The organism is Maribacter spongiicola (assembly GCF_004364165.1).
GTDB lineage: Bacteria > Bacteroidota > Bacteroidia > Flavobacteriales > Flavobacteriaceae > Maribacter > Maribacter spongiicola.
The window spans coordinates 20,370-39,249 of record NZ_SOAY01000016.1; the positions used below are offsets into that span (position 1 = coordinate 20,370).

The window sequence follows — 18,880 nt, forward strand, 5'->3', positions numbered from 1 at the left end:
TTGGGGTATATTGTTATTACGTACTACTTTTCTTACTATTTAAAAATTAAGCTAAAAAAAACATCCGCATATTACGGATGTTTTTTAGGTATAAAGTTAAGTTAACCTTAAGCGTTCACTATCTTTTCTTGATGATTTATAGATTCTTGGTGAATAGCTTTGAACATACGAAGAATAAACTCTTCACTTAGTCCTTTACTTTCCCCTTCTAAAATCATAGCTCCTAAAATCTGATTCCATCTATTAGATTGAAGAACGGCAACGTTTTTCTGCTTTTTAAGTTCACCTATACCGTCAGAAACTTTCATTCTTTTACCTAAAGTCTCAATAAGCTGACTGTCAATAACATCAATTTGAGCTCTTAAATTACTCAACTGAGAATTGTACTCTGCTTCTGGATCACTTTCTTTTCTAATTTTAAGATCTCTCATGATCTGCACCAATTTATCTGGTGTAACTTGTTGTGCAGCATCACTCCAAGCATTATCTGGATCATGGTGTGTTTCAATCATTAACCCGTCAAAATTCAAATCTAAGGCAGTTTGCGAAACATCAAAAATCATATCCCTATTACCTGTAATATGCGAAGGATCGTTTATTAAAGGTAAATCTGGAAATTTGTTCTTGAAATCAATGGCCATTTGCCATTCTGGTATATTTCTATACTTCGTTTTTTCGTAAGTAGAAAATCCTCTATGAATTGCCCCTAATCTTTTGATACCTGCAGTGTGCAATCTTTCGATACCACCTAACCACAAAGCTAAATCTGGATTTACTGGATTCTTCACCAATACAATCTTATCGGTACCTTTTAATGCATCTGCCAATTCCTGCATAATAAACGGACTAACAGTTGATCTTGCTCCGATCCATAACAAATCGATATCATGCTCTAAAGCCAATTCAACGTGCGCACGGTTAGCAACCTCTGTTGCAGTTTTCATACCTGTTTCAGCCTTAACTTTTTGAAGCCATTTAAGGCCCAAAGCGCCTACTCCTTCAAAATTTCCTGGGCGAGTACGTGGTTTCCAGATACCGGCTCTGTAATAATTTACATCGGTATCTTTTAAGGAGTGTGCTATACGTAGCACTTGTTCCTCTGTTTCCGCACTACATGGCCCTGCTATTACTAGTGGATGGTCTAGCTTTAAATCATCCAACCATGTTCTCATTTGTTTTGAATTTTCCATTTTAATTATTCTATTTCTTGTTTAACGGTATTCCTATTTAATATTCCTTTAATCTTATTCGTATTGTTCATTTCATTATAAATGCCCTCGTAATCATCGTTTAACAACATTTCTTTAAATGCCGTTAAATTTTGAATATACTCCTCTAATGTTTCAACTACATTATCTTTATTCTGTTTGAAAATGGGTGTCCACATGGCTGGTGAACTTTTTGCCAAACGCACCGTACTCTCGAATCCACTACCCGCCATATCGAAAATATCGCGTTCGTTCTTTTCTTTTTCAATTACTGTTTTACCCAACATAAATGCACTTATGTGCGATAAATGAGATACATAAGCAATGTGCTTATCATGGGCTACAGGGTTCATATATCGAATTCGCATACCAATGACCTGAAAAACTTTTAAAGCCCTCTCTTGCAATTTAAAAGCCGTTAGCTCTACCTCGCAAATAATATTCGTTTTGTCTTTGAACAAATTGTTTATCGCTGCAGACGGACCAGAGAATTCTGTTCCGGCAATAGGGTGGCACGCTAAAAAGTTTCTTCTCTTTGGATGATTCTCTAACACCTTACAGATTAAGGATTTGGTCGACCCTACATCAAAAACTACACAGTCTTCATGAACAGCATCCAATATTACCGGAAGCTCAGTAATCATAACATCTACAGGTATGCTTACAATAACCATATCTGCCAATTGCAAATCTTGATAGGTCGCTTTCTTATCAATGATACCCAAAGTCAATGCCTCGGCTAAATTTGCTTCATTAGATTCTACGCCATAAACGGTAACATTGTCAAAGGCAGACTTTATATCTTTTGCCAAAGAACCTCCTATTAAACCGATACCTATTACAAATACATTCATAATCATCTGCTAACCATTCTAAAAGATGGTTATAGTTTTTACTTCACTTTAGTTGATCGCCGTTGCTCTCAACTAATCAAATCTTTTAATTGCTTCTTTTATTTTTTCTTTTGATATACAAAGCGAAAAACGAATATAGCCTTCGCCATTACTACCAAATATGGTACCTGGAGTAATGAACAAATCTTTTGTATACAATACATTATCTATAAATTCTTCTGATGATACACTACCTTCTGGTAATTTTGCCCATACGAACAAGCCCACGGCATTTCTATCATATGCACATCCAAGCTTGTTTGCCAATTCAAAAATCAACTCTCTACGTTCACTATACACTGCATTTAAATTTTCAAACCATTCATCGGTACTTTCTAATGCTGCTATAGCTCCTTTCTGAATGCCATAGAACATACCAGAATCCATATTACTTTTTACCTTTAAAATAGCATTGATATGCTCATCGCTACCCAGTACAAAACCTACACGCCAACCGGCCATATTAAAGGTTTTGCTCAAAGAATTTAATTCTAAACACACCTCTTTTGCATTTGGTATACTTAAAATACTCGCCGGCTCGTCATTTAAAACAAAACTGTACGGGTTATCGTTTACCAACAGAATTTGATGCTGCTTAGCAAAGTCGACTATTTTTACAAACTGGTCTTTGGTAGCCGAAGAACCTGTGGGCATATGTGGGTAACTCAACCACATGATCTTTACTTTAGATAAATCTTGTTTCGCCAAAACTTCTAAATCTGGAAACCAGCCATTATCTTCTGTCAAATCATAATATGTAGGCACTGCGCCTACCAAATTAGTAACGGAAGTGTAGGTCGGGTATCCCGGATTAGGAATTAAAACCTCATCACCTTCATTTAAAAAAGAAAGACTAATATGCATTATACCTTCTTTTGAGCCCATTAGGGGTAAAATCTCAGATTCTGGATCGACATCAACACTAAATCTTTTTTTATAAAAATTAGCAATTGCGCCTCTTAACTGGGGTAACCCTTGGTAGCTTTGATATTGATGCGCACCACTTTCTAAAACCGCACGCTGTATAGCATTCAATACTTCTTGAGACGGAGCCAGATCCGGACTACCGATACCCATATTTATTATCGGTTTACCTTGTGCCATTAAGCCCCGTACCTCTCTCAATTTTTTTGAAAAGTAGTATTCCTGTATTGTATTTAACCTTTCGGCTGTACGTATCATTGTCTTACATTTTTATATTCACCCAAAACTTTAAAATCTTCTGCCATGATGTTCAATAGACTTTTTGCTTTGGTAAAATCTGCATAATCAGTAAAAGTGACATCCACAAAAAATGAATACTTCCATGGTGTTTCTATTACCGGTAAGGACTGTATTTTTGTCAAATTTAATCTACAATCGCTCATAACATTAAGCACAGCCGCTAAACTTCCTCTTTTATGGTCGGTTATAAACCTTAACGAAGCCTTCGTAATTTCAGCCTCAGGTAGCACATTGTTTTTTGTCTTTACAATGATAAAACGAGTAGCGTTATTTTGTATCGTCTGTATGTCGTTCGCTACGATGTCCAACCCATATAATTCTGCTGCAACATTTGGTGCAATAGCTGCAACGTGCTTTAACTTTTGCTCTTGTATGCGCTTTGCGGTCTCTGCAGTATCTACATCTTCTACCAATTTAATGTGCGGATATTGTCTAAAATACTCCTTACACTGTAACAATGCCATTGGGTGAGAACTGACTTCAGTTATATCTTCAATTTTCTGCCCCTTCAACATCATTAAATTATGATGGATATTTAAATAATATTCCCCAATAATATGCAAGTCATTTCGGTTTATCAAAGCATAATTTGGAATTATAGAACCCGCAATAGAATTCTCTATGGCCATGACACCTTGATCAGCTTCTTTTGACAACAACCTATCTACCAAAGCATCGAAAGAAAGACATTCTACAAGTTCAATATCATTACCAAAATAATCTTTAGCTACCTGATGATGATTACTTCCTTTAATTCCCTGTATGGCTATTTTTAAACTCATAATTCACATTTCAACTTACTGATATACCCTTTACATATGCTTGGAGCGATTTCAATTTTTGCCAAAAAAAAAGTTCCGATGTACACCGGAACTTAGATTCTATTTTATATTTAAAATATACTACAACAGTCCCGTACCTCTCTTAAAAAAGAAGTAAAAATAAAAACCGTTCCAGAAATATTGCTTTGTCATTATGCTTGTAAACTTTGGCTAATGTAGTAATTATATTTAAAAATGGTCGTTTTCCGTTTTATTTTTTTAAAAAAATCAATTTCTATCTCAAAAAGTGAGGGTTTTGTGTTAAAAATTAAAATAAAATGAATTTAAACCACGAAACTACTTATTACTTTGAGCCTGTATTGGGTTGATAATAAAAAGGAATAGTCCACGTAAACTCTTTTACATCGCCTAGCGTTTTTGTTACCACTAAAGTATTCTCACCATTCTGTAAGAACTCTTTATCTATAAAACCCACAATACCAAATTGCTCTGAAATAGCATGATCTTTTTTAAGAAAATCAATACTTATCGGAGCGCCATTGAGCGCAACCTTATGATATTTTTGATAGCAATCAAGAAAATACTTACGACTATTCAATCTATTTTCCTCATTACTCAAACTTTCGTCATCATTAAATTCACCACAGGTATTATTTTGATAATTACGCTCATGATGAAAAACTGGAACAAATAATTTTACTGCACTATTTTCTATAATATCCGATTGAATTTGTGGAGTCAACAAAAATGATTTATCATGATTTTGGTCACCATAATAGCTTAAATACATAAGACTAACATCATGCTCTTTAGGGAAAATCAAATGAAAAATATTTGTGTCAGTTACTTTAACAAAGGTTAAAAACATACCTGATGCAAAAAATAATAATACGAGATACACTAAAGATTTTTTCTTTTTAAAATTAGACCCAAATACCATAGTAACCTGAAGTAAATTTCGGTACAATGGACCATAAGTAACCATTGAAGCTAATCTTACCACTTTAAACATCCATGTTTGAACACCAACGTTATTCTTGAACTTTTTCAAATTCCCTACAATGCCAAAAATCGTTTGAACTATAATTAGTCCTAAGATTAGTAAAAGAGGTAATAACAGTATAAAACTAGGTACATAATCTAACAGCAAATTATAAATCAACATATAAATGCATAAAAACAAAGACATATATGAATAGATTAAAAGAATAGTGAATGCTACAGAAAAAATAACACTACATAATTCATCTACCTTTTTTATAGTAACTTCTTGTTTTGGCAGTATAGCTAAAAACATCTCCGTATAAATTTTAGAGTACGCACTATCTTCAACACTATAATCAGGAAACACCGAGTTTAAGCCTACCAGGCCGATCCAATACGCTCGTAAAATAAAATGAATTACAAACATGGACACTAGAACACTAATAGCCAACAACCCTATAATAGTTATTATGTAACCATAAATATGCTGTTCAATAGGTAATAAGTCTATTAATTTATTAGTAACCCACTCTATAAAACCAAATAATTGAAACGTACCAAAAATGGCAATTGCAGAGACTAACAATTCTGCTTCCCAACTTTCTTCTTTCAGTCGTTGAAGCCATTTTATATTCTTTTTATTTTCTACAATTGGGGTGGTTTCTGGTGGCAAGCTCATTCTGTATTAAAAATCTCACGGTTAGTGAGACTAATATACCCTTTCTTTAAAACTTATAAAACATTAAATCACTAAGAATCAACCTCGTCAAAAAAGCAATTGATTACAGCATCTAACTCTCCCTGTATTTTAGGGTCTGTACAATTCACCAAAATCGAAAATACAAGTTGCTCTTTAGGGTAAACAAAGAAATTAGAGCACCCTCCTACTCCGTTGCCAACATGCCCAAAGAACTTTCTGCCTTTTGCATCTTCACTTACTTGCCAACCTAATCCGTAGTACGTAGAATTACCATTTACTTGCTGAGCAGTTAAAAATTGATTTAAAATTGATTCTTTAATCTCAACTTTCTTATCTAAAAATGCTTGTCCGAATTTTGCAATATCCGCCGACGTGGACAAATATCCGCCACCTGCTAATTTGTAAAAATTATCTACAGGTATCGCTTTTCTAAATCCTGAAATGCCTTTTGTGTAAAATGTAGCTACTTGGTTTTGTTCTTCGGATGATGCAATAGTATTAACATCTATACCCGATTTTTTATAATTATCATCAGAATGACATTCTGGAATGTAGGTGTTTTTCATCCCTAGTGGATTCAATACATTCTCTTGAACATACTCCTCAAAAGGAATTCCGCTTGCTTTTTGCATTGCTGCAGAGATCATTACCCAATCAAAACTATTATATAAATACTCAGTACCCGGTTCATAAACCAATGGGTCATTTTTAAATATGTCTAAACCTTCTTTTATAGACAAAGGTTTATTCAGCCCGTATTCTTTGCCTTTGTATACTCTAATGCCTGCTGTATGACTAGCTAATTGACGAATCGTAAAATCCCATTCTTTCTTGGGGTAATCTGGCAGATACGTGTAAAAAGATTCATCTAAATCTATAAGTCCTTCTTGCACCATATAAGCCAATGCTGTTGCAGCGATAGGTTTCGAAACACTGGCGACTCTGCATATAGATTTTCGTGTATCAATGAATTGTTTTTGTTCTAAATCAGCATAACCATATCCTTTTTGAAAAATAGTTTTGCCGTCTTTTAAAACAGTAATTGCAATCCCCGGAGCTCTATCATGTTTAATTAATTCTTGTAGTAAAAAATCAGCCTTTACAAGTCCGCTTAACTGACTGTCATCTGCCAGAACGCGTTTAGCAGCAAATACGTTTTTTAGATATTTAAGTATTGGGTTCATTCCACAAAGATCAAACGACCGTTATACAATTCTTCTACGGCAACGGTTGCCGGTCGGTTATAACTTTGCAAATCGCCAGTACCTCTCAAAACCCCAATTAATCGCTCTTGCGGATTCACCAATAAATCATTAGATCCTCTATGGTTCACATTTACCCGCTGTGCAATCAGTTCTTGAGCTTCTACTCTAGAATCACCTGCTGCGATGCTAATATTGAAACTTTCTGCGCTACCTTTCAACTTAAAATAAGAAATTCCGTTACTGGTAATGCTTAAACTGGTAACATCTAATTCCAAATTAAATTCACCATCTGTGGTTTCTGCCTCTGGATCTGTAAAACTTTCTGATAGCAGGCTTAAACTTTCAAAAGCTAACACTCCATCACTTCGAATAGGAAAACCGGTACTGCTACGAATACTGGTTAAATTGGGAGTGGTCACATATATTGTGGTCGTAGTATAATCGCGTACATAATTACAGTCATTGGTATCGGTTAGTAATAATCTTCCGTCTTCAACAACCGCTGCTACTTCATTTCGAAGATTTTCTCCTGTTTCAATTTCTACTTTTTGTGTATCTCCTTGTTTAATGACCAAGGCTACATTTTCAAAAGCTGTTATGGAAGTAAATTCTGCAACCAAAACCTCTTCTCGCATGATATCACCTGTAGTCTGAAAACAATCAGATGCATTTTCCGAATCGCAAGAAATAAAGGATAGTATTAAAACTAGAATGGCCGACATGGAAAAAAGCTTTCTACCAATGCCCCTTCCTTTAAAGTATATTTTCTGATTTCTATTTTCTAACATCATATTTCTACAATCTTATTCCTATTCCGAATTCTACAGCTTCTGCCTTTGCACCGTGAGATTTTAAGGTTACTGATCCATATACCTTTTCTCCAAAATAGCGTTTTAAACCCATTCGGTTATACATACGCCCCTCAAAATCAAACGGATAATACACATAATAACCTAATTGAGAAATGATAGACATTTTGTTGATGAACAGCTCATGACCTACAAATACCCCTACCCTTTTATAATCGTCATCTGCATCAACACCATTTTCTGGAAAAGCAATACTTTGATAGCGAATCAATTCCTTTAAAAAATTCGAGAAATACGCATCTATACCAAATTGCAGTGCGCTTTTTCGTCCCACTCTTTTATCAGCATAGGCAGAGAGCACAACAAAACCATATTGACCAGAATCAATAACATCACTTTCATTTATACCTGTTCTTATAGCAAAATTGTAACGCAAAGGCTCTGTTACTTTTTCCTTATCTCTATGTATATATTCTATTTCTTTGCCACCATCTAAATCATAAACAACACCTGCATTAAAAGCCAAGGTATTGGTCGAGGTATTGGGTGCTCTAAAGTTGGCATTTGAATAATGTATTACAGAAATACCTGCCTTAAACCCTAACCCTTTTATAATATTCTCCTTATGGTAATTGAACATTAAATATGTAGAACTCAACACATCAGAGCCATAGGCATTATTTCTAAAGTTAGTTTCTTTGTCGTACGGATTGGTTGCATAAGCAACACCTTGACCCACTCGAAGCTGCACGTTTCGCTTAAAAAAATAAAAGTTATAATGCGCGTAGAGTCCGTAATTATCACCTAACGTACTATTGTTCGTATTCTGATAGATAAACGAATATCCCAAATCTGGATAGTTATATAATTCTTCCCATTCTTCAGAACCATAAGTTTTTCGATTATAACTCAAAATCACTCCTGCAGGATGCGATGTAATCAAATGTGATATATCTGGATTATGCAGAATGATAGACCCGTAGAACTGATTAGCATCTAGGGTATACTTTTTTTGCTCACCAGATTCTTGTGCGAAACAACAACTTACTGAAATCAGTAAAATGGATAGAAACTTAAAATTCATTGGGGGCAAAAATAGTTATAAGTATTAAGTACAAAGTATTAAGTAGTAAGTATTATTATCAACCGATACTTTGTACTTTGTACTTCGTACTTTATACTTAATACTTTCCTACAAACTAAAATAGTGCTTCTGCTATCGCCTTAATATTATCAGATTTACCCATAGAATAGTAATGTAGCACAGGTACACCAGCGGCTTTCAACTCTTTAGATTGTTGAATAGCCCATTCTATACCTACTTTACGTACATCTTTATTTGTAGCACAACCATCAACTGCTTCAATTAGATCTTGGGGCATATCTATTCTAAATACCTGTGGCAATAATTGCATATGTCTTTTAACCGCAATTGGTTTGATACCCGGAATAATTGGTACGGTAATTCCAATACTTTTTGCAGCTTCTACAAACTCAAAATATTTTTTATTATCGAAAAACATTTGCGTTACCACATAATCGGCACCCGCATCTACCTTTTCTTTCAATCGTTTTAAATCTGATTGTAATGAAGGTGATTCTAAGTGCTTTTCTGGGTAACCCGCCACACCAATACAAAAATCGCTGCAGTGCTCGCTCTCTATGGTTTCATGTAAATATTTTCCACAGTTTAAATCTTGAATTTGCTTCACCAAGTCAATTGCAAAAGGGTGTCCGCCATCGGTAGCCTCAAAATATTTCTGTTCGCTACGGGCGTCGCCACGTAAAGCCATCACATTTTGTATGCCCAAATAGTGGCAATCAACCAACATGTATTCTGTTTCTTCTTTAGTGAATCCGCCACAAATTACATGCGGCACGGTATCTACATCATATTTATGCTGAATAGAAGCACAAATGCCCACCGTACCAGGTCTCATACGTGTAGTTTTTCTATCTAACAGACCTTCTTTTTTTACATAAATCGTCTCTTCACGCGATGTAGTCACATCAATAAACGGAGGTTTAAATTCCATTAACGGGTCAATATTACTATATAACTCTTGAATATTTTTACCCTTTACCGGTGGTACTATTTCAAATGAAAAAAGTGTCTTTCCTTTTGCGTTGGTGATATGGTCTGTTACTTTCATATATTCTACTATTACCCTTTTTGAGAGCAAACCTCAATGAGGCATCATTATTTATATTTCAATTATTTGGGCGTTCGAGCGGGCTTTCAGCTGTATTTTTTCTAATCAATTTTCATACTTAAATTCAAAACTTCAGCATAGAAAAAGATGCCGCTTCAATCCCTAACGCACTAAACTTCTACGATATTCGGCGCTAACCATCTTTCAGCATCCTCTAATGGCATACCTTTTCGTTCTGCAAAATCCTTTACCTGGTCTTCTTTGATTTTTCCTAATCCGAAATAACGCGCTTGCGGATTCCCAAAATAATACCCACTTACAGATGCTGCCGGCCACATGGCTAAACTATCTGTAAGTTCTACGCCTATTGTCTCTTTCACTTTTAAAATATCCCAAATGGTCAGTTTCTCCAGATGATCAGGACACGCAGGATAGCCCGGTGCAGGGCGAATTCCCTTATAAGATTCCTTAATTAAATCTTCATTACTCAACTCCTCATTAGAAGCATAACCCCAGTGTTTAATCCGGACTTCCTTATGTAAATATTCTGCAAATGCTTCTGCCAATCTATCCGCAAGAGCCTTTACCATAATGGAATTATAGTCATCTAAATCTGCTTCATATTTTGCCGCTAATTCTGCAGTTCCAAAACCTGTAGATACACAGAAGCAACCCATGTAATCTTGTTTTCCAGATTCTTTTGGTGCTATAAAATCTGCCAAAGCATAATCTGCCACTCCTTCTCTACGTTCTAATTGTTGACGTAGGGTTCTGAAAGTAAACTGCTCGTTTTCTCGCCCTTCGACTGCGCTCAGGGTGACATCAATATCATCATCATTAACTGAGTTTGCCGGGAACAATCCGAAAATGCCTTTTGCTTTTAATTTCTTTTCAGAAATAATTTTGTTTAGCATGTCTTTAGCATCAGCAAAAAGATCTGTGGCTTGTTCACCAACAACATCATCGGTCAATATTGCCGGGTATTTACCGTGCAATTCCCAACTTCTAAAAAAAGGTGTCCAATCAATAAACGGAACCAACAGATTTAAATCTAAATCATCAATTACCTGAATACCTAATTGGTTTGGCTTAACGATTTCAGAAGTTTTCCAATCTATTTTAAACTTGTTTCTACGTGCTGCAGAAATTGGTTTGTATGTTTTGCTTGATGAACGATTTAAGAACTTCTCCCTAAACACATCATAATCATCTTTAATACTCTTTTTATAGCCTTGCGATGTTTCTTTTTTAAGCAAATCGCCCACAACAGTTACCGCCCTTGAAGCATCGTTTACATGAACTACCGCTTCACTATATTGCGTATCTATTTTTACGGCAGTATGCGCTTTACTCGTCGTCGCACCACCAATCAACAGCGGGAATTTAAATTTCTTACGCTCCATTTCCTTTGCCAAATGGACCATTTCATCTAACGACGGAGTAATTAATCCGCTTAGTCCTATAATATCTACATTATGCTCAATAGCAGCTGCAATTATTTTTTCAGGTGGTACCATAACCCCTAAATCAACAATCTCATAATTATTACAAGCAAGTACTACACTCACAATATTTTTACCAATATCATGAACATCACCCTTCACAGTAGCCATTAATATTTTTCCGGGTGCCCCTGACCCATCGGTAACAGGATTTAATAATTTTTCCTCTTCAATATATGGTAACAGGTAGGCCACTGCTTTTTTCATTACTCGAGCAGATTTCACTACCTGTGGTAAGAACATTTTTCCGCTACCGAATAAATCGCCCACCACATTCATACCAGTCATCAAATTACCTTCAATAACTTCAATAGGTTTATCTGCAGCAACTCTAGCTTCCTCTACATCTTCAACTATATATTGGTCAATACCTTTTACCAAGGCACGTGTAATTCTATTTTGTAACGGCTCTTCACGCCAAGATAAATCAACCTTACTCTCTTTCGTTTTTCCAACTACAGATTCAGCAAAATCGAGTAAACGCTCAGTTGCATCGTCTCTTCTATTTAGAATAACATCCTCTACACGCTCTAATAAATCTTTAGGGATATCATCATAAACCTCTAACATACTCGGGTTCACAATTCCCATATTCATACCCGCCTTAATTGCATGATACAAGAATACAGAATGCATTGCCTCACGTACCGGATTATTTCCCCTAAACGAAAACGAAACATTACTAACACCACCACTAACACTTGCATGCGGTAGGTTTTCACGCACCCACCTGGTTGCTTCAATAAAATCGATGGCATTTAATTTATGCTCATCCATACCTGTTGCAACAGGAAAAATATTTAAATCGAAGATGATATCTTCTGGCGCAAAATTCACTTTGTTTACCAAAACGTCATAAGATCGTTTTGCTATTTCTATACGGCGGTCATAATTATCTGCCTGCCCCACCTCATCGAACGCCATAACAATTACTGCTGCTCCGTAACGTTTTATCAATTTCGCGTGATGCAAAAATTGCTCTTCGCCTTCTTTTAAACTAATGGAGTTTACAACACATTTACCCTGAACAACGTGTAGTCCGGCTTCAATGATTTCCCATTTAGAACTATCTATCATGATAGGGACACGCGAAATATCTGGTTCGGCAATAACTAAGTTCAAAAACTTGACCATAGCCTGCTTACCATCAATCAACCCATCATCCATGTTGATGTCGATAACTTGGGCTCCGTTCTCCACTTGCTCTCTGGCGACCGCCAATGCCTCTTCAAATTTCTCTTCCTTTACAAGACGTAGAAACTTTTTAGACCCGGCAACGTTTGTCCGTTCCCCCACGTTTATGAAGTTAGTTTCGGGGGTTACGATTAGGGGTTCTAAGCCGCTCAACCGCAGATATCTGGTTGTTGGTTGTTGGTTGTTGGTTGTTGGTATTTCAGACCTATTGCTCATTTAATCTATATCACTTTTTAAAATAATTGATAAATCCATTTATCAATTTCTTACAGCTAATAATTCTCTTATTAATAGCTTCAAAATCATCATTCTCAATATAATTCAAATCAAGGGCTATATAAATTTGAGTTTCCAACTCATATAATGAACCTCTTGAAATATGTAAAAACTGTATCGTGTCAGCAGCTGTCCTTCTTCCGCAACCTTCTGCTATATTAGAAGGAATAGATACAGCACATCGTCTAAGTTGATTAGTAAGTCCGTAAGTCTCTTCTTTTGGAAACGACTTGGTCATAGTATAAATATCCTTCACAAGAATTCTTGACTCCTTCCAAACTTCCAATTCTGTATAGACTTTCATAGTATCACTATTTTATTATCCAACAACTAACAACCGACAACCAACAACTAAAATTGACGCGGAGCGAAATTTTCCACCACCTCAGCTATCGCCGAAATATGCTCCGGAGTTGTTCCACAACAACCGCCTACTATATTTACTAATCCTTTTTCTGCGTATTCTTTTATTTGCTCTGCCATTTGATCGGGAGTCTCATCGTATTCTCCAAAGGCATTTGGTAATCCTGCATTTGGATGCGCAGAAACTGCATGCTCACTTTTGGTCGACAATACTTCTAAATGTGGTACTAGTTGATTCGCACCTAAAGCACAGTTAAACCCAACCGATAATATCGGAATATGAGATATTGATATTAAAAATGCCTCTGCTGTTTGTCCGGACAATGTTCTTCCCGAAGCATCAGTAATTGTTCCACTGACCATGATTGGCACATCTATATTTCGTTCTTCCTTGACCTCTTCAATAGCGAACAATGCCGCTTTTGCATTAAGGGTATCGAAAATAGTTTCTACCAATAAAATATCAGATCCACCATCTAACAAGGCTTCTACTTGCTGCTTGTAAGCAATACGTAATTCATCAAAAGAAATAGCTCGAAAACCGGGATCGTTTACATCTGGGGACATACTCGCCGTTTTGTTTGTAGGACCTATACTACCCGCTACAAATCTTGGTTTATTCGGTTCCTTCTTAGTGAATTCATCTGCTACCATTTTTGCAATGCGTGCAGATTCATAGTTCAACTCGTACACCAAATCTTCCATATAATAATCTGCCATGGCGATAGTAGTACCTGAGAATGTATTGGTTTCTACGATGTCAGCACCTGCCGCAAAGTATTTACGGTGCACTTCTGCAATTGCCTCGGGTTGTGTAAGGGACAACAAATCATTATTACCCTGCAATGGGTGCTCCCAATCTTTAAAACGCTCTCCCCTAAAATCTTCCTCAGTAAACTTATAGCGTTGTAGCATCGTACCCATGGCACCATCTAATATGAGAATTCGCTCTTTTAAAATTTCTTTTATATCCTTCATTTTACGTTGTAAAAGATTCTACATCCAATAAAAAACTAATTCGAAATCAAGTAAGGAAAGTTAGGCTAGACGCCTCTTCTTAAGTTATCTGTCTTTGATAATGTTATTTAGAATAACACATTCTGCAGGAGTAAGCAGAATAAAGATAGAATGTAGCACCTTCTTTTCCATATTAGGAAAGGGTTGCCAAGGTTTCAATGGGTCTAGTCCCTCCACCTTTCTTGATAACGTTTCAATATATTTATGAACGATTTGCAAAGTAACGGCACAGTATGCTCTAATCCAAAACTTCAACAGGTTTTTTACCCAACGAATTTTTAGAAAATTGTCATAAAAAAACCTCCAGAATCATAAAGAATCTGGAGGTTTTACTGACCAAATTATAACTTTATGCAATACTTTGTACTACTTCTTTTTTGGCTTCTTTCTTAGAACCATCAAATCCTTCTACTCCGCCAACGGTCGTGTATTTCATTACATAGCGCTTACCCGGATTAATTTGTTGGTATGCATACTGACACATTACCGCAGCTTCATGGAAACCTGAAAGGATCAATTTCAACTTACCTTCGTATGTATTGACATCTCCAATAGCATATACACCCGGTATGTTTGTTTGGTAATCTTTTGCGTTGTTTACCTTAATGGCATTCTTATGAATATCTAAGCCCCAGTCGCCTATCGGACCCAATTTAGGTGATAAACCGAACAATGGAATAAAATTATCAACTTCTAAATAGGTGTCTTCTTTTTCTCTATCCGTATGCTTAATAACAACAGCCTCAAGTTGTTCTTTACCGTGAAGCTCCTTAACCTCGGCTTTTGTAATCAATTTGATTTTACCCAACTTAGCTAACTCAGCTGCTTTTTCGACAGAATCTAAAGCTCCTCTGAATTCATCTCTTCTATGAACCAAAGTTACTTCTGAAGCTACATCGGTTAAAAATATGGCCCAATCTAATGCTGAATCACCACCACCGGCAATAACCACCTTCTTATCTCGATATACTTCTGGATCCTTAATCATATAAGAAACACCGGTATCTTCAAAATTTACAATATTTGAGATAGGTGGTTTTCTTGGTTCAAATGAACCTAATCCGCCTGCTATAACTACAACTGGCGCATTATGTTTGGTTCCTTTATTTGTAGTAACTACGAATGAACCATCTTCTAACTTATCTAAGGTTTCAGCTCTTTCGCCTAAGGTAAAACCTGGCTCAAAAGGTTTTATTTGTTCCATAAGATTATCTACCAAAGTACCCGCCAAAATTTCTGGAAATGCAGGAATATCATAAATAGGTTTCTTAGGATATATCTCTGAACACTGCCCACCTGGTTGCGGCAATGCATCAATTAAATGCGTTTTTAACTTTAATAATCCTGCTTCAAACACCGTAAATAATCCGGTTGGTCCCGCTCCTATGATGAGCATATCTGTTTTAATCATAATTTTCTTTTTAGTAAAAAGTAATTAATAATCACTTTTCAACTTCTTTTAATTTTACTTCAACTCTGTACTTAATACTTTGTACTTTTTATACTTCGCTCAAACTACCATTCTCTTGTGAATACTGGTTTTTAGCTTCTACTAATGCTTCGCGATGCTTTACTACTTCACCAATAATAATAATTGCAGGATTAGAAAGGTTTTCCTTCTCCACCACATCTACTATGGTTTCAATCGTTGCAATCCCAACTTTTTCATTCTCACGAGTCCCGTTTTGAATGATAGCTATGGGCATCTCTGCTTTGCCTTCACCTTTAAACAGTTCTACTATTTGTGGGAGTTTTGACATTCCCATTAATATCACCACTGTTGCGCTACTTTTTGCTGCCAAAGCAACATCGGTTGATAGTTTATGCTCTTTTGTAGTTCCTGTAATTACCCAGAAACTTTCAGAAGCCCCTCTTTTGGTCACTGGTATATTTTGAGATGCCGGTACACTTAAACTTGATGAAATACCGGGCACCATGGCAACTTCCAATCCGTGAGAAGCAGCGTAATCCATTTCTTCTGAACCACGACCGAATACAAACGGATCTCCGCCTTTTAATCGTACTACATGTCCCGCAGATTTTGCTCTGCTAACAATTAGTTCATTTATTTGTTCTTGCTGATAGGCATAACATCCTTTTCTTTTACCCACAAAAATCAATTCTGCATTTTTTGCATAGTCTAGCAGCTCTTCGTTTACCAAAGCATCATATAAAACTACATCGGCATTTTCCAAAGTCCTGATTGCTTTTAAAGTGATTAGCTCTATATCACCAGGTCCTGCACCGACAACAGTTAAAAGCCCCCTAGCCCCCGAAGGGGGAACTTCTACTTGCCTTCGGCTGCCCTCAGTCTTCGTTATATTGATTTCTAAACTCATACTGTTTATGCTTCTGCTAATTCTTGTTCTCTAAATTTTGCTACTGTCTCTAAAAACACCTTAGCATCTTTTATATATGAATTTGCAAATTCTTTTGTTGGTTCATTCTGATTCAATTGAAGCACCAGTTTCTCGAATCCGCCTGCAACAGCAATTCTTCCATCGGCAACAAACTTCTCATCAAAATCTTTAATGATACTTACATGCGTATTCACTTTTGTATTCTCTGATGTTAACATCGCTTTCGCTGAATTCACCATAGAAGAATATGCGTGATAAATACTTGCAGACCACTTTTCAGCATCGAACATATCTTGTGCATTCTGTATTTTCTCTTCACTTTCAAAAAGAAGCGTCGCAATTAAATCAATAACCACACCTGCACATTCACCTACACCGATTGCTTTTTCATAACGCTCTGTATTTCCCCAGTCGATAAAATCTTCCGGCGTTAAATCATCTACAGATGAAAGTGGCGTTAGAAAATCGTAGAAATACATTTGCCCTTTTTCTTCGTAGTAATCTGGGAACGACAATTCGCCACCGTTAGCATCAAAATCATTTAAGATTAAACGTAATGCTTCAGGTCCTCTTTTACTTGGCACTTTTACTACTTTATCAGCAAAACGACCTTGACCGTTACCATCTGTGCTACCACCTAACAATACTTGTAATGCCGGAGCAACTAATTTATCTTTTGTACGAACGGACATTCCTTGGAAACCAATATTTGCCATGTTGTGTTGACCACATGCGTTCATACAACCACTGATCTTTATAACAACATCTTCGTTATTAATATAATCAGGGTATTCAGTTTTTATAACTCTTTCTAGTTCTTCTGCAATACCAGTACTGCTGGCAATACCTAAGTTACAGGTATCTGTACCAGGACAAGCAGTTATATCTAATGCTTTGTTATAACCTGCTTCGGCAAAACCTAATTTCTTTAATTCCGTATAGAAAAATTCAACATTCTCTTCTTTTACGAAAGGAATTAAAATGTTTTGACGAAGTGATAAACGAAGCTCACCTGCTGCATATTTCTGTACCAAGTTCGCTAACAAACGTGCTTTATCCGTATAGAAATCTCCTAATAAAACTTTAATACCCAAAGCCACATAGCCTGGTTGTTTCTGCGAAACTACATTTGTAGATTTCCATTGTTCAAATTCTTTCGAATCTGCTATTTCAACTTTTGGAACTTCTAATTGTGAAACTTTTACCTTAGGATAATCTTCAGGATCAATAGGAAATGTATCAAAAGGAACCGCTGTTTTTTCTGCAGCTAACAATTCTTTGAATCCGTCCAAACCTAAATCTTTCAACAAGAATTTCATTCTTGCCTTTGCTCTACTCTTACGCTCACCGTAACGATCAAAAACACGTATAACGGTTTCCATTAACGGAATAATTTGATCTGCAGGCAAAAAGCTATACAATTCATCGGCATGTCTTGGCTGAGAACCTAATCCGCCACCCAACATCACTTTAAAACCTACTTCTCCATTTTCGATTTTAGCAATAAAGCCTAAATCGTGCATATATGACAAACCAGTATCGGCATCACTCGCTGAGAAAGAAACCTTAAACTTACGCCCCATTTCTTGAGACACAGGGTTTCTTAAAAAGTATTGAAACAATGCATGTGCATAAGGCGAAACATCAAAAGGTTCATCTACATCTACACCCGCAGTTTCACTTGCCGTTACATTTCGTACCGTGTTACCACATGCTTCCCTTAACGTAATATCGTCTTTCTCCAATTCTGACCATAACTGGGGAGTCCTATTTAAATCCACATAGTGAATCTGAATATCTTGACGTGTAGTAATATGTAATCTACCGGTAGAATATTCATCGGACACATCACAAATACGTAGCAATTGTTTAGAAGTCACCTTACCATATGGCAACTTAATGCGGATCATCTGAACCCCTTCTTGACGCTGACCGTAAACACCACGAGCCAAACGTAGGCTTCTAAATTTCTCCTCATCTAATTTGCCGCCATGGAACTCATGAATCTTGCGTTCCAGTTCTAAAATATCTTTAGCAACTACTTGATTCTCTATTTCTGTTCTAAAACTTTGCATATTGTAGCCCCTCCTAACCTCCCCAAAAGGGAGGAACACTTACTCGGGTAAAAACAAGCGTTATTATTAATTAATTACTTTACTATACCTATAGACTTACTATACTAATTAAAATATGATGCCTATTTTGAATTC

15 protein-coding genes and 1 riboswitch are annotated in these 18,880 nt (G+C 36.3%); all 15 genes read right to left on the reverse strand.

Annotation, left to right across the window (positions count from 1 at the left end):
• Positions 1 to 107 precede the first annotated feature (107 nt).
• The 15 genes from CLV90_RS17800 to CLV90_RS17870 all read right to left on the reverse strand — a co-directional run bounded on the left by CLV90_RS17800 (position 108) and on the right by CLV90_RS17870 (position 18,745).
• Positions 108 to 1,190 (reverse strand): bifunctional 3-deoxy-7-phosphoheptulonate synthase/chorismate mutase type II, encoded by a 1,083-nt coding sequence (locus CLV90_RS17800; RefSeq protein ID WP_133688868.1) that lies wholly within the window; start codon positions 1,188 to 1,190, stop codon positions 108 to 110.
• A gap of 5 nt (positions 1,191 to 1,195) precedes the next feature.
• The gene (locus CLV90_RS17805; protein WP_208295143.1) at positions 1,196 to 2,062 is read right to left on the reverse strand and encodes a prephenate dehydrogenase; all 867 of its coding nucleotides are present in this window, start codon (positions 2,060 to 2,062) and stop codon (positions 1,196 to 1,198) included.
• 72 nt (positions 2,063 to 2,134) lie between these two features.
• A complete protein-coding gene (locus tag CLV90_RS17810; protein ID WP_133688869.1) occupies positions 2,135 to 3,283 on the reverse strand; it encodes a pyridoxal phosphate-dependent aminotransferase in 1,149 nt (382 codons plus the stop codon).
• A complete protein-coding gene (locus CLV90_RS17815; RefSeq protein ID WP_133688870.1) occupies positions 3,280 to 4,107 on the reverse strand; it encodes a prephenate dehydratase in 828 nt (275 codons plus the stop codon). The genes CLV90_RS17810 and CLV90_RS17815 overlap by 4 nt, the downstream gene beginning before the upstream one ends.
• Before the next feature lie 343 nt (positions 4,108 to 4,450).
• Positions 4,451 to 5,770: a hypothetical protein gene (locus CLV90_RS17820; protein ID WP_133688871.1), complete on the reverse strand. Its 1,320-nt coding sequence runs from the start codon at positions 5,768 to 5,770 to the stop codon at positions 4,451 to 4,453.
• A gap of 71 nt (positions 5,771 to 5,841) precedes the next feature.
• On the reverse strand, positions 5,842 to 6,975 hold the full coding sequence (locus CLV90_RS17825; protein ID WP_133688872.1) for a serine hydrolase domain-containing protein: 1,134 nt from the start codon (positions 6,973 to 6,975) through the stop codon (positions 5,842 to 5,844).
• Positions 6,972 to 7,787 (reverse strand): head GIN domain-containing protein, encoded by an 816-nt coding sequence (locus CLV90_RS17830; RefSeq protein WP_243835549.1) that lies wholly within the window; start codon positions 7,785 to 7,787, stop codon positions 6,972 to 6,974. The genes CLV90_RS17825 and CLV90_RS17830 overlap by 4 nt, the downstream gene beginning before the upstream one ends.
• 4 nt (positions 7,788 to 7,791) lie before the next feature.
• Positions 7,792 to 8,889, reverse strand: coding sequence for an acyloxyacyl hydrolase (locus CLV90_RS17835; protein WP_133688873.1), 1,098 nt, complete (start codon positions 8,887 to 8,889; stop codon positions 7,792 to 7,794).
• 115 nt (positions 8,890 to 9,004) lie between these two features.
• A complete protein-coding gene (gene metF / locus CLV90_RS17840) occupies positions 9,005 to 9,958 on the reverse strand; it encodes a methylenetetrahydrofolate reductase [NAD(P)H] (protein WP_133688874.1) in 954 nt (317 codons plus the stop codon).
• Between the two features lie 170 nt (positions 9,959 to 10,128).
• A complete protein-coding gene (metH, locus tag CLV90_RS17845; protein ID WP_133688875.1) occupies positions 10,129 to 12,870 on the reverse strand; it encodes a methionine synthase in 2,742 nt (913 codons plus the stop codon).
• Between the two features lie 10 nt (positions 12,871 to 12,880).
• Positions 12,881 to 13,234, reverse strand: coding sequence for a four helix bundle protein (locus CLV90_RS17850; RefSeq protein ID WP_133688876.1), 354 nt, complete (start codon positions 13,232 to 13,234; stop codon positions 12,881 to 12,883).
• A gap of 47 nt (positions 13,235 to 13,281) precedes the next feature.
• The gene (locus CLV90_RS17855) at positions 13,282 to 14,271 is read right to left on the reverse strand and encodes a homocysteine S-methyltransferase family protein (protein ID WP_133688877.1); all 990 of its coding nucleotides are present in this window, start codon (positions 14,269 to 14,271) and stop codon (positions 13,282 to 13,284) included.
• A gap of 100 nt (positions 14,272 to 14,371) precedes the next feature.
• Positions 14,372 to 14,502, reverse strand: a riboswitch (SAM riboswitch).
• A 157-nt stretch (positions 14,503 to 14,659) separates the two neighbouring features.
• On the reverse strand, positions 14,660 to 15,721 hold the full coding sequence (locus tag CLV90_RS17860; RefSeq protein ID WP_133688878.1) for an NAD(P)/FAD-dependent oxidoreductase: 1,062 nt from the start codon (positions 15,719 to 15,721) through the stop codon (positions 14,660 to 14,662).
• Positions 15,722 to 15,809: 88 nt separating this feature from the next.
• The gene (gene cobA, locus CLV90_RS17865; RefSeq protein WP_133688879.1) at positions 15,810 to 16,649 is read right to left on the reverse strand and encodes a uroporphyrinogen-III C-methyltransferase; all 840 of its coding nucleotides are present in this window, start codon (positions 16,647 to 16,649) and stop codon (positions 15,810 to 15,812) included.
• A gap of 5 nt (positions 16,650 to 16,654) precedes the next feature.
• Positions 16,655 to 18,745, reverse strand: coding sequence for a HEPN domain-containing protein (locus CLV90_RS17870; protein WP_133688880.1), 2,091 nt, complete (start codon positions 18,743 to 18,745; stop codon positions 16,655 to 16,657).
• Positions 18,746 to 18,880 lie beyond the last annotated feature (135 nt).